This window comes from Brevundimonas sp. (assembly GCF_035561115.1).
In the GTDB taxonomy this organism is placed as follows: Bacteria; Pseudomonadota; Alphaproteobacteria; order Caulobacterales; family Caulobacteraceae; genus Brevundimonas.
Genome location: NZ_DATMYH010000062.1, coordinates 1 through 12795 on the forward strand (window position 1 = coordinate 1; position 12795 = coordinate 12795).

At 69.5% G+C, this 12795-nt stretch carries 11 protein-coding genes and 1 riboswitch; of the genes, 4 read left to right on the forward strand and 7 right to left on the reverse strand.

Annotated features, from left to right (window positions below):
* Positions 1-2: 2 nt before the first annotated feature.
* The 4 genes from thiC to VN378_RS08245 form a co-directional block, all read right to left on the reverse strand.
* The gene (gene thiC, locus VN378_RS08230; RefSeq protein WP_325742768.1) at positions 3-1832 is read right to left on the reverse strand and encodes a phosphomethylpyrimidine synthase ThiC; all 1830 of its coding nucleotides are present in this window, start codon (positions 1830-1832) and stop codon (positions 3-5) included.
* A 95-nt stretch (positions 1833-1927) separates the two neighbouring features.
* Positions 1928-2323, reverse strand: a complete 396-nt coding sequence (locus VN378_RS08235; protein WP_325742748.1) for a hypothetical protein — start codon at positions 2321-2323, stop codon at positions 1928-1930.
* 69 nt (positions 2324-2392) lie between these two features.
* Positions 2393-2501, reverse strand: a riboswitch (TPP riboswitch).
* 55 nt (positions 2502-2556) lie between these two features.
* The gene (locus tag VN378_RS08240; protein WP_325742749.1) at positions 2557-5994 is read right to left on the reverse strand and encodes an autotransporter domain-containing protein; all 3438 of its coding nucleotides are present in this window, start codon (positions 5992-5994) and stop codon (positions 2557-2559) included.
* A 131-nt stretch (positions 5995-6125) separates the two neighbouring features.
* Positions 6126-6749: a TetR/AcrR family transcriptional regulator gene (locus VN378_RS08245; RefSeq protein WP_325742751.1), complete on the reverse strand. Its 624-nt coding sequence runs from the start codon at positions 6747-6749 to the stop codon at positions 6126-6128.
* Between the two features lie 333 nt (positions 6750-7082).
* Between VN378_RS08245 and VN378_RS08250 the strand changes: the two genes are divergently transcribed.
* Together VN378_RS08250 and VN378_RS08255 are read left to right on the forward strand one after the other, a co-directional pair.
* Complete coding sequence (locus tag VN378_RS08250; RefSeq protein WP_325742753.1) at positions 7083-7496, forward strand: BLUF domain-containing protein; 414 nt, start codon at positions 7083-7085, stop codon at positions 7494-7496.
* A gap of 65 nt (positions 7497-7561) precedes the next feature.
* Positions 7562-8560, forward strand: coding sequence for a D-cysteine desulfhydrase (locus tag VN378_RS08255; protein ID WP_325742755.1), 999 nt, complete (start codon positions 7562-7564; stop codon positions 8558-8560).
* 32 nt (positions 8561-8592) lie between these two features.
* On the opposite strand, the gene VN378_RS08260 is transcribed toward VN378_RS08255, so the two are convergent.
* Genes VN378_RS08260 through VN378_RS08270 form a run of 3 tightly spaced genes read right to left on the reverse strand, consistent with a single transcriptional unit; the run spans position 8593 to position 11810 of the window.
* The gene (locus VN378_RS08260; protein WP_325742757.1) at positions 8593-9426 is read right to left on the reverse strand and encodes a CPBP family intramembrane glutamic endopeptidase; all 834 of its coding nucleotides are present in this window, start codon (positions 9424-9426) and stop codon (positions 8593-8595) included.
* 47 nt (positions 9427-9473) lie between these two features.
* Positions 9474-10535, reverse strand: a complete 1062-nt coding sequence (locus VN378_RS08265) for a helix-turn-helix domain-containing protein (protein WP_325742759.1) — start codon at positions 10533-10535, stop codon at positions 9474-9476.
* Positions 10536-10541: 6 nt separating this feature from the next.
* Complete coding sequence (locus VN378_RS08270) at positions 10542-11810, reverse strand: DUF819 domain-containing protein (RefSeq protein ID WP_325742761.1); 1269 nt, start codon at positions 11808-11810, stop codon at positions 10542-10544.
* A gap of 77 nt (positions 11811-11887) precedes the next feature.
* Between VN378_RS08270 and VN378_RS08275 the strand changes: the two genes are divergently transcribed.
* On the forward strand, positions 11888-12550 hold the full coding sequence (locus tag VN378_RS08275) for an aspartate/glutamate racemase family protein (protein ID WP_325742763.1): 663 nt from the start codon (positions 11888-11890) through the stop codon (positions 12548-12550).
* Positions 12551-12597: 47 nt separating this feature from the next.
* A partial coding sequence (locus VN378_RS08280) for a nucleoside hydrolase (protein ID WP_325742766.1) occupies positions 12598-12795 on the forward strand: 198 nt, incomplete at its 3' end.

Consider the following 12795-nt stretch of genomic DNA (forward strand, 5'->3'; position numbering starts at 1 on the left):
CCTCACACCTTCACCTCCACCACCCCGCCCCCGGCCCGGAATTTCGCGCTCATCTCCGCCATCCCGGCCTCCGCCTCGGCCAGCGAACCGCCCGCGTCATTCTGCGCCTGGGCGTCCCGCCGGATGTCCTGGCTGATCTTCATCGAGCAGAATTTCGGGCCGCACATGCTGCAGAAATGGGCGGTCTTGTGGGCCTCTTTCGGCAGGGTGGCGTCGTGGTATTTGCGGGCCGTCTCGGGGTCGAGGCCGAGGTTGAACTGGTCTTCCCAGCGGAACTCGAACCGGGCGCGGCTGAGGGCGTCGTCGTGCATCCGCGCGGCGGGGTGGCCCTTGGCCAGGTCGGCGGCGTGGGCGGCGATCTTGTAGGTGATGACGCCGTCCTTGACGTCCTGACGGTCGGGCAGGCCGAGGTGCTCCTTGGGCGTGACGTAGCAGAGCATGGCCGTGCCGAACCAGCCGATCATGGCCGCGCCGATGGCGCTGGTGATGTGGTCGTAGCCGGGGGCGATGTCGGTGGTCAGCGGCCCGAGCGTATAGAAGGGCGCCTCGTGGCAGTGCTTCAGCTGCTCATCCATATTGGCCTTGATCTTGTGCATCGGCACATGGCCGGGGCCCTCGATCATGACCTGGCAGCCCTTGGCCCAGGCGATCTTCGTCAGCTCGCCGAGGGTGCGCAGCTCGGCGAACTGGGCCTCGTCATTGGCGTCGGCGATGGAGCCGGGACGCAGGCCGTCGCCCAGGGAGAAGGAGACATCGTAGGCCCGCATGATGTCGCAGATGTCCTCGAAATGCTCGTAGAGGAAGCTCTCGCGGTGATGCGACAGGCACCATTTGGCCATGATGGAGCCGCCGCGTGAGACGATGCCGGTGACGCGTCTGGCGGTCATCGGCACGAAGGGCAGGCGGACGCCGGCGTGGATGGTGAAATAGTCGACGCCCTGTTCGGCCTGTTCGATCAGGGTGTCGCGATAGACCTCCCAGGTCAGGTCCTCGGCGACGCCGCTTACTTTTTCCAAGGCCTGGTAGATCGGCACGGTGCCGATGGGGACGCTGGAGTTGCGGATGATCCAGTCGCGGATGTTGTGGATGTTGCGGCCGGTCGACAGGTCCATGACGTTGTCGGCGCCCCAGCGGGTGGCCCAGACCAGCTTGTCGACCTCGTCGTCGACGGAGGACAGGACGGCGCTGTTGCCGATGTTGGCGTTGATTTTGACGAGGAAATTCCGGCCGATGATCATCGGCTCGACCTCGGGGTGGTTGATGTTGTGCGGGATGATGGCGCGGCCGCGGGCGATCTCCTGACGCACGAACTCGGGGGTGACGAAGTCGGGGATCGAGGCGCCGAAGTCCTCGCCGTCGCGGATGCAGGGGGCGGTCTGTTCGCGGCGCAGGTTCTCGCGGATGGCGACGTATTCCATCTCGGGGGTGATGATGCCGGCCTTCGCATATTCGTACTGGGTGACCGGGCGGCCCTCGACGCCCTTGAAGACCTTGTGGTGCGAGGTGTCGAAGCGGGGGGCCAGGTTCTTGCCGCTGGCGTGACCGTTGTCCTCGGGCTTGACCTCGCGCGGGTTCAGGACGGGGGCGATGTCGCCGCGGTCGAGCTGCCAGCTGGATTTGACCAGGGGCAGGCCGCGCTGGATGTCGATGGTCACGGTCGGGTCGGTGTAGGGGCCCGAGGAGTCGTAGATGGTCACCGGCGGCTCATTGGCGCTGGGGTGGACGGCGACCTCGCGGAAGGGGACGCGGATGTCGGGGTAGAGCTCGCCGGCGACATAGACCTTCTTCGAGCCGGCGCGTTCGCCGGTCGGGATGGTCCCGGTCTCGCGCATCACCTGATCGCGGGCGTCTTTCAGAGCCAGATCGACATTGGGCTCTTCGGGCAGGGCGGGGGGCGTGACGGCGATGTTCATGGGGGCTCCGGAGATCAGGCGCGAACGGGACGGAAGGCCTGCCACGACAGGAACAGGCCGAGCAGGAGGCAGACGCCGATCAGGACCGGCACGAGCGGGCCGCCGCCGGTGATCAGGGTGGGGGCGATGTCGGCGATCTGGCTGGGGAACAGGATGCGGGCGGTTCCGCCGACGACGGCCAGCCAGCCGAAGGCGGTGACGATGGCCGGCCAGCCCTTCCAGACATTGTGACTGAGCACGACGGCCAGGCCGGCCATCAGGGTGACGACGCCGGCGATCATGATCAGGGCCCAGCCGGCGGACAGCTGGTCGACCAGCTCGGGCAGGCGGGCGAGATTCAGCAGCAGGCCGAGCGAAATGACCGCAAGGGTCGGGCCGATCAGGCCGGCCAGAAAGCGGGAACGGTCCATGGCGAAGGCTCCTCGTGAGAGGCCGCCGACGCAGGGTTGAGCCGGGCCCTCGAGCCCGGTCCCCGCCTTCGCGGGGCTGAATTCCCATCCCTTCGCCGGCATGACCCGGATCAGGTTCGACGGGTCAGGCGATCACGCCAATCTCAGCCGCTCGGATGCGACCCCCCGGAGAACGCGCGGAACCTGCGCCCGCCGACCGCGGGGGTCAAGCGGGCGCGATCCGGTCGAGGCCGTCAGAAGCGGATGGAGGCCGCGGCGCGGACGGAGCGATTCTCCACATCGTCCCGGCTCAGCGTGGTCTCGGCGGCGACGGTGAAACGCCAGACGTCGCGGATCGCCTCGAGGCCGACGCCGACCTCGATCCAGTTCCGGTCCTGGCTGCCCAGGGCGAAGACCGCGTCCGGACCGACGCCGCCGACGAAATTGGCGCCGAAGGACGAGACCGGATCGGCGAAGGCGTGGACCGCGGCCGCGCTGGCGTAGGGCCTGAAGGTGGACGACCGGCCCGACACCGTCAGGCCGAGGCGGCCTTCGAGGGCGTCGGCGCTTTCACGCTGGTACTGCAGGGCCGGACCGCCGCCGGTTTCCGTCGTCGGACCGTAGTTGATCTTGCTGGCCCGCAGCGAGGCGCCGGGGGTGACCGAGACCTGGTCGTTCTCGGTGCGGAAGCCGAGGCCGATCTCGCCCGCCATGGCGCGGGCGCCGTCGCTGGTCTTGAGGGTGAAGACGCCGGGGCCGACCGCCGCCAGGCGGGTGGTCTCGGTGTCGAATTCGCCGAAGCTGAACATGCCGTTCAGCACCAGGCCGCTGTCCGCCCGCCAGTTGGCGTAGGCCGTACCGAGGAACAGCCGGCCCTCGGCGGACTGGGGCGCGACGGCGGTCGAGCCGGACAGCTCCGTGGTCGACACGGCGAGGCCGAGCATGGCCTGCCGGCCGAGCGCGGCTTCGACGCCCGCGGCGATGAAATAGCCGTCGAACGAATCCTTGCCGCCGCCGGTCGCGGTGCTCATGGGGGCGCCCTCGCCGTCCAGATAGCCGGCGGCGACGAAGGCCCGCAGGCCGTCGGGCAGGACGTCGGGGACGACGACCGACTCGCCGGTCTCGCCCAGGGGAGAGACCGAGCCGCCGTCGAGCGAATCCATGGCGACGGAGGCGTAGTCGACCGGCCGGCCGATGACCTGCAGCGACCCGTCCATGTCGGCGCCCGTCAACGTCAGGCGCTCGCGGTAGAAGCTGGCCATGCTGTCCATGGCGGCGACGCCCAGCGAGGTCTTCAGCGTCTCTGTCCGGGGAGCGAGGGCCTCGAGCGTGGCCTGGATCGAGTCGGCGGACTGGACGTCCAGCGGACCGTAGAGGTCGCTGAACCCGGCGTAGGCGACCCGGTTCTGGTCCAGCAGCCGGGCGTAGGCGGCCTGGATCGGCGAACTGGTCACGACGTCAGCATAGAGACCCGCCGCGATCTGCACCCTGACCGAGGTCGGGAGGTAGGTGATGGTCGGCCGCAGGATCGCGGTGATCGGCGCGTCCGAGAACGTCCCGCTGACGCCGCCTGCCGCGGTCAGGAAGGTGTAGCTGTCGCCGAAGCGCGGCGCCGTTCCGGGCGTGAAGCCGAAGGTCACGAGCCCGCCCAGATTGGCCTGGCCGGTGACCACCAGCCGGTCCGAGCTCCCGCTGGCGCCGAGGTTGATCAGCAGGGCGCCGCCCGAGGCGAGGATGACATCGCCGTTGAAGGTCAGGGTCCCGATCGTGGTCGGGGTTCCGGGCGCGATGACGCCGGCCATGTTGGTGAAGAAGGGCGTGGTGATCGCCCCCGACCCGCTGAGGCCGCCCGTCATCATGAAGAAGTCGCCGGGGGTCCGCAGCGCGCCATCGACGTGGAGCGTGCCGGTCAGCTGGGTGATGTCGATATTGCTGAACAGATCGCCTGTGCCTGTGATGTTCAGCCCGGCGCCGACGCCGGCCATGGTCAGGCGATCGATGGTGACGGCCGTGCTGAGCGTCGTTGTGCCGTTGGCCGACAGGGTCACGTCGAAATAGCGCGGCGCGGCGCCCGCCAGGCGGTCACCCTCGAAATTGACGGGGACGAAATTACGCGCTCCGGGCAGGCCGTTCAGCAGGGTGGCCGCCGGCAGGGCCGCCGTTCCGATGCTCCCGCCGAGACCGGCCTGGGCCTCGCGCACGGCGCCGACGGATTCCCCGCTGAAGCGGGTCTGCGCCTCGGCCGGGGCGGCCCCGGCGGTCTCCTCGCCGGCCCCGGTTTCGAGCAGGGCGTCGACCGAGACGACCGCCGCGCCGCTTGAGGCGCCGGCGCCGATCGGCTTGTTCTGGATCGTCTCCACCCCCGTGGCGACGTCCACACAGTCGCTGACGCCGCCACTCTGGAAGCACATCTGGCCGAAGCCGTTGGCGTCCGGACCCGTGGGCCCCGCCCCGACGTCGGTCGGGACGCCGTTCACCAGCTGACCGTCGGGGCCGATGATCTGGTAGTTGGGATCCAGACTGGTCACCCAGTGGGAGGCGTCGGTCCAGTTTCCGTCGCCTGCGAGGGCGGACACGTAGTGATAGGGGTTATTCGCCGCGATCCAGTCCCAGTAGAGATAGAGCGGCTGGAAGAAGGAGGCGGTGCCGTAGCCGTTCGCCGGCTGGCCGTTGAAGAAGCGGGTGTAACCGCCCGAGAGCACGCCGATCACGACGGGTTTGGAGAAGGTGTTGTCGAGAATCAGCGGGCCGCCGGAGTCCCCGCTGGCGGTGATCCCCTCGCGCGGCAGGGCGTTGTCGCGCCATGCGTTGAAATCGAACGGGCTGGCCTGGGCCGTGCCGCGGCGGGGGTCGTCGAAGTCGATCCAGTAGACGTTCTGCGGCAGATCGCCTCCGGGGCTTCCGAACAGGAAGCTTTCGAACTCGTCGATCGAGGCCAGGCCGCCCAGCATATTCTCGGCCAGACGGCGGCGGAAGTCGATGCCGCCGGTCGAGCCGGTCGTGCCCGTGCCGTTGTTTCCATAGCCGGAAAGGTTGACATGATAGCCGGTGCCCGCGGCCGTGATCGTCGGCGCGGGCAGGGCCGAGAACAGCATCGACCAGCTGGGGACGTCCCGGGCGACGGTGTCCAGCGAGGCGATGGCGACGTCGCCATACAGGAAGCTGTTGGCCTCGGGCTCCAGCGAGGCCGGGTGGTAGGCGACGTGGTTCGAATTGTACATGAACCGCGAGGTGTTGGTCTGGTGGTTGCCCAGCCAGCCGCCGAAGGCGCTGTTCCCCGCCGCGTTGTTGTTGCTCGAGAAGCCGAAGCCTATGGGCGTGCCGCCGGCGCCGTAGGCATTGGCCGCCCGCTCGTTGACGCAGTGGGCCGCGAAAATCACGGTCCGCGGGTTGATCAACGTGGCCGTGCACAGGCCGATGAAGCCGTTCTGCTGGTCGATGATCATCTGGCCGACGCCCGTGACGTTGACGGGATCGCGCGCCGTGGTGGGCGTGCCGGGGTTCGCAATGACGATCTGCGGCGCGCGCTCGACGGCGCCGAAGTTCAGGAACCCGCCTTGGGCTGGACCAGGCTGGCCGGACTGGGCGAGGGCCGGCGTTGCTGCGGCGGCCAGGCACAGACCGGCCACCGAACCGCGCAGAAGGTCTTTCAGACCAAGGCCGGCGCGCTTTTGGTGGAGCTGATTGTTCATTTCGGAGTCCCCCCTCGATTGTGTCGCAAATGTGCCCACACATTACTCCCGAAAATCAAGAAGTTTTCGAAGCTTGGCCATTTATAGTTGTGCTGACGCCCGCGTGGGCGCGTGTGAGCCGGCCAGGGTCGTCAGTCCGGGAAGGCGAGCAGCAGGCGGTCGAGGGCGGCCTCGGCTCGGGGCCAGCCTTCCGGATCCAGGGTCAGGCCGGCGACTCCGCCGCGGCGGTCGGCCGACAGCGCCAGATGCTGGACGGCGGCCAGCAGGACGGCGTTGAGGGCGGTCGGGTCGCCCTCGGGCGGGACGCGCAGCCGGGGACGGCGCTCGCGCATCCAGGTCTGCAGCACGGCGGCGCGGTCGGCCTCGATGCGGCGCAGCAGGCCGGAGTCCTCGACCAGGGCCCAGGCCATCAGGCGCAGGGACAGCGGACTGGCGCGAAGGGCGGCCAGCCAGGTCAGCAGGCTGATGCGGGCGAAGGTGCGAAGGGAGGCCGCCTCGACCTGGGGAATGGAGGCGAGGCTGGCGGCGAGGGCGGCGTGGGCGCGGTCGGCGATGCGCGTCACCACCCCGTCGGCGCCGTCGAAATACCGGTAGACCAGCTTGCGGTCGCAGCCCGCCTCGGCGGCCAGGGTCTGGACGTTCAGGCCGGGGAAGCCGTCGCGCAGCAGGATGCGCTCGCCGGCGGCGACGATGGCGGCCTCGGTCGCGCTTCGGTCGCGCAGCCTAGCAAGAACGGGGGCGGGCGATTCGGCCATGCGCCCAGCATCGGGCCGCGCGACGTGAGTCGGCAAGCGGGGCGGGCGGATGGCCGCAAGAAGAGGAAGGTGCGGCCCGGTCTGCGTCGGGGGGCGTGGCAGAGACCGGGCCGCGGAGGACTCTGTCGAGCGCGCATCGCCGCAAGGTCCGACCGATAAACCGCGGTCGCCGAAAACCGTTCCTCGCCGCCGGAAAAATTTCGCACGCCGCGGACGGGGCGTTTGGGCGTCCTGTGTGCGGAAACGGACATTTCCTTTCAAAGACAAATCGCTAGTGCGCCTGCAACCCGGAACCGGAGCTTTGCATTACGGCCCGACAGCGAGAGGGTGAACATGAGTCTGCATCTGGAACGGCTGGTCTATGAAAGCACCGCCACGGGCACGACCGGCTCCCTGGGCAATCTGGCCGTCATCCTGGCGGAATCGCAACGCAACAACGACCGCGAGGGCCTGACCGGGGCGCTGGCCGCCCATCGCGACCGCTATATCCAGGTCGTCGAAGGCCCCGCCCAGGCGCTGGACGCCCTGCTGCGCCGGCTGGAGGACGATCCCCGCCATCGCGACATCATACTGATGGGCCGCGAGCCGATCGCCGGGCGGCTGTTCAGCCGCTGGACCATGGCCAACGCCCGGATCACCCCCGCGCATGGAGAGGCGCTGGACTCGCTGATCGATCAGGACGACCTGACGCCCGGCAGGGTGATCCGGATCCTGCTGGAGGCGGTGGAGGGCGTTCCCGCCGCCTGAAGCCGGGAACCGGGTCGGCAATTCGGGCGTGGGCGTCTAGAAGGGGCCGCACACCGGAGTCGACCATGCATCTCGCCCGCTTTCCCCGCGTCCGCCTTGCCCATCTGCCGACGCCGCTGGAGCCGCTGCCCCGGCTGAGCGAGGCCCTGGGCGTCGAGATCTGGATCAAGCGCGACGACTGCACGGGTCTGGCCGGCGGCGGCAACAAGACCCGCAAGCTGGAATTCCTGCTGGGCGACGCGATGGAGCAGGGCGCGGACACCCTGGTCACCCAGGGCGCGGTGCAGTCCAACCACGTGCGCCAGACAGCGGCGGCCGCGGCGGCGCACGGCTTCGCCTGCGAGGTCATCCTCGAAGAGCGGACCGGCTCGAAGGCGATCGACTATACGCACAACGGCAACGTCCTGATGGACCGGCTGTTCGGCGCGGGCATCCGCACCGTTCCGGGAGGCTCCGACATGACCGCCGAGCTGGAGAAGACGGCGGCCATGGTGCGGGCGCGGGGCGGCAAGCCCTACGTCATTCCCGGCGGCGGCTCGAACGCGATCGGCGCGCTGGGCTATGTCGACTGCGCGCGCGAGATCGTGGTCCAGGCCGACGAACTGGACATGCAGGTCGACCGGATCGTCACCGCCACCGGCAGCGCCGGGACGCACGCCGGTCTCGTCGCCGGTCTGGCGGTGATGGGGGCGGACATTCCGGTGCTGGGCGTCGGCGTGCGGGCGCCGAAGGCGAAGCAGGAAGAGTCGGTGCTGAAGCTGGCCCGCGAGACGGCGGCCCTGCTGGGGCGGCCGGACGCGGTGGAGGCCGGGATGGTGGTCGCCGATTGCGACTATGTCGGCGAGGGCTATGGCCTGATCGACGACGCGGTGATCGAGGCGCTGAAGCTGGCGGCCCGGACCGATGCGATCGTGCTGGACCCGGTCTATACGGGCAAGGCGATGAAGGGGCTGATCACCCTGGCCAGGGCCGGGAGATTCGAGAACGAGACCGTGGTGTTCCTGCATACGGGCGGGGCGCAGGGGCTGTTCGGATACCAGGGCGAGATCGAAGGGGCGCTGTAGGGCGCCGGCGTTCCGGGCCGGCTCGCGACCGGTCACGCGGCCTGTCCGGCCTCTCCCAGCCACCAGCGACGCCCCCGGATCCGCAGGCCGCCCCGACGCGATGCGACGATGATCGTCACGCCGATCGACAGGGCCATGCACGCGAGTCTCAGGCCGATCTCACGGCCGCCGCCGAGGGCGGAGTCCGATACGTCGAACGCGGTCCAGAAGGCGTTGAGCAGAACATGGAAGGCGATCGGGACCCAGGCGTTCCACCGCCATTCCACCAGCAGCCACGACCACCACAGCCCGCCGATCCCGGTAAGGACGGCTATGGCGCCGGCCTCGACCAGGTCTCCGCCCTGGTAGAGGTGTTCGGCGCCGAAGACGGCGGCGGAGAGCAGGGCCGCTGGCGCAAAGCCCCAGCCGGCGAAACGATAGAGGAAGCCGAACAGGAAGGCGCGAAACAGCAGCTCCTCGGCCAGGCCCGGAAGGAGGGCGCTTCGCACCAGCTCGAGCGGCAGCCGACCGATCTCCGCCAGGGGTGAGCTGACGGCGATCCCGACCAGCACGATCAGGCTGCATCCGCCGGCCAGGCCAAGGGCGACCGGGAGCGATCCCGACAGGCCAAGGGCGTCGAGCGCCCGGGATCGGCCGAACAGGAGGCTGGCCGTCAGGAGGGGGCCGATCAGGTACAGGCCGTAGCCAAGGACAGCGAGGGCGGCGATGCGACTCCAGCCCTCCCAGTCGCCCGCCACGGTGCGGAAGGGCGTCAGGCCGATGGCGTTGACCACAAGGAAGACGCTGATGACGAGAGCCGAGACCAGCCACGGCGAACGGGCGGGAAAGTCGGGACGGCGGGCGGTGTCCGGGGGCGATGTTGTCATGGGAGGAGCGTGGCCGCGCCGCGGCGGCGACGCTCCTCAAAACCCGATCAATCGCTCCTCACCAGACGGTCCGGCGCGGCGGCGCCATCCCGGAAACCGGTGGGCGACTGGCCGACAATCTGCCGGAAGGCGCGGTTGAAGGAGGCGAGGGAGGCAAAGCCGGAATCGAAGGCGATCGAGATCATCTTGTCCGGGGCGGCGGGACCGGCGCGGAGCCGTCGCCTGGCCTCCTCCACCCGGTAGACGTTGAGGAAGTTGCGGAAATGCCCGAAGCCCAGACGGTGATTGATCAGGCGCCGCAGTACGGCCTCCGGGACGCCGAGACGGGCGGCGAAACGGGACATCGTCAGATCCGGGTCGAGGTAGGGCCGCTCACCGATCATCAGGGCGTCGAGCCGGGCCAGAAGGGGGGCGTCGGGATCCGGCTTCGCGACCGCGGGGGTCCGGCGCGGCGATTCCGGTCCGGCGACGACCAGGGTATCGGCCGTGAGCAGCCAGGCGCCGAGGCCGACCGTCAGCAGGACGATGACGCCGTTCTGGAGGAGCAGGAAGCCCGGCGGGCGCCAGCCGTAGCCCATCAGCAGGTCAATGCCGAAGTCGAGCAGCAGGAAGGCGGCGAGCAGTCCGACGAAGACCGGCCGGGCGCGACGCCGGCTTTCGATCAGGTCGCCGCGGAAATCCTGCATCAACCGCCAGCCGACATGACCCATCATGGCCACGCCCAGGGCGATCAGGACCGCGGACAGGTCGATACCGGAGGGGGCCGGGAAGAAATACGCCTTGTCGATCGCCACAAGGACCAGCCAGACGCCGCCGCCCGCAAGCTCGACGGCGCGCGGACGGAAGTCGCCGTCGAAGAGGGCGAGGCAGAACCACCAGACGAAAACCGTCGCCAGCCTGCTCAGCAGCGAGGCGACCGACCAGGCCGGGTCCGGCAGTTCGGACGCGAGGCCGATCGCATTGACCGCCAGGAAGCCTGCGACGCCCAGGGCGAACGGGACGAACCAGAGCGCCGTCGCCCTTCGGGGCGTGGAGAGGACGAGCACGAGGCCGATCAGCAGCAGCAGGCCGACGCCCGTGGCGCGAAGGGCGACGTCGAGCTGGTTCAAGAGGCCCTACCCCGCCCCCGCCGCGATCTGCATCATCACCAGACCGGTGAACCAGGCGGCGGCCGTGCCGATGATGTAGCCGACCACGGCCAGCAGGACGCCGACCGGGGCCAGCGACGGATGGAAGGCTGCGGCGGCGACCGGGGCGCTGGCGGCGCCGCCGATATTGGCCATGGAGCCGACGCCGAGGAAGAAGCTGGGCGAGCGGATCAGGAAGGCCATGCCGAACATCAGGGCGACGTGGATCAGCATCCAGACGCCGCCGATCAGGAAGTAGACGGGGCTGTCGAGAACGGCGCCGATGTTCATGTTCAGCCCGACGGTGGCGACCAGCATATAGACGAAGACCGAGCCGACCTTGGCCGCCCCGGGACCCTGCAGCTTGCGGGCGCCGGTGAAGGACAGGATCACGCCGATGACGGTGGCGATCAGCACCAGCCAGAAGAAGCTGGAGTCGAGCGACAGACGCTGGGCCCAGGGGAAGCTGGCGCCGAACCAGGCCGACAGGGGATCGGCGATGGCGTGCGACAGGCCGACCGCGCCGAAGCCGACGGCGACGATGAAGATCAGATCCTTGAGCGTGGGGATGCGGGCGTTCTCGGTCTCATAGGCCTCGGCCTTGTCGCGCACCCGGTCGAGGGCGGTGGTATCGGCGCGGAACAACCGGTCCATCCGCGTCTGGTTGGCGGCGATCCACAGGACCACGGCCATCCAGATGTTGGCGACGACCACGTCGACGGCGATCCAGATCGAGAAGACGTCAGGGCCGGCGTCGAAGATTTCGTACAGGGCGGCCTGGTTGGCCGATCCGCCGATCCAGCTGCCGGCCACGGTGGCCATGCCGCGCCAGATCGCCTCAGGCCCCGCGCCCAGAAGGTCCGGAGCGACCCAGCTGGTCAGCAGCAGGGCGACCGGCCCTCCGATCATCACCCCGAGCGTGCCCGTAAAGAACATGATCAGCGCCTTGGGACCCAGGCCCATCACGGCGGGCAGGTCCGCCGAGACGGTCAGCAGCACCAGGGCGGCGGGCAGCAGGAAACGCGAGGCGATGAAATAAAGCCGCGAGGTCTCGGGATCGACCACGCCGAAGGTGGTCAGCAGCGAGGGCAGGAAATAGCAGAGCAGCAGGGCCGGGACGACGGCGAAGAATTTCCTCGCCCAGGGATGCGCCAGGCCGGAGGCCCAGAAGACCCCGCCGAGTATGGCCGCCAGGAGGCCCAGCACGACCGCGTCATTGGTGATCAGGGCCGTCGCGGCCTCGGCTTCCGTCGGCATGGCGCTTCCTTATGGTTTTCGCGCATAAGGGCGGCTGACCGTCCGCTTGGCAAGGCGGCGAGGAGTTCAAGGGTACAATGGGCAAGGTATTGGGCGTTCTGGGCGGCATGGGACCGGCCGCGACGGTGGCCTTCCTGGCGCGGGTGCAGGCGCTGACGCCGGCGCAGGGCGATCAGGACCACATCCGCATCATCGCCGACATCAACCCGCAGGTGCCGGACCGCAACCGGCAATCCGACGCCGCCGAGGCGACGCTGGGGCAGATGGCGATGCGGCTGCGCGACGCCGGGGCCCAGGTGCTGTGCATGCCGTGCAACACCGCCCACGCCCAGGCGGCGGGCATCCGGAAGGTCGGCCTGCCCTTCATCGACATGATCGCCGAGACGACAGAGGCGGCCGCGGCGGGCGGAGCCAAGAAGATCGGCGTCCTGGCCACGCCGGGCGGCGAGGCGCTGTACGCCCGCGCCCTGCAGGGCAAGGGCTGCAAGATCGTGCGGCTGAGCGGGCCCGCGCGCGAGGCCTTCATGGCCTGCGTCTATGCGGTCAAACGCGGCGACCTGGGCGAGGGGCCGCGGGCCGAGATGCGGCGGCTGGCGGCGACCCTGGTCGCGGCGGGCGCCGAGGCGGTGATCGCCGGCTGCACGGAGGTGCCGCTGCTGCTGGGGGCGGAGGACGTGTCCGTGCCGCTGGTGGATTCGGCCGAGGTGCTGGCGCAGGTTTGCGTGGACCGGTGCAGGTGACCGGCTGAGGCTTGCCTGTCCGGGCGACCCGCTTCAAACCTGATCCGGTGAAAACCCTGTCCCTCATCATCGACTGCGATCCCGGCGTGGACGACGCCGTGGCGCTGATGCTCGCCTTCGGGGCGGGCGAGCTGGAACTGCTGGCCGTCACCGCCGTGGGCGGGAACGTGCCGGTGGAGAAGACGGCGCGCAACGCCCGGATCCTGCGTCAGATCGCCGGGCGCGAGGACGTTCCCGTCTTCATG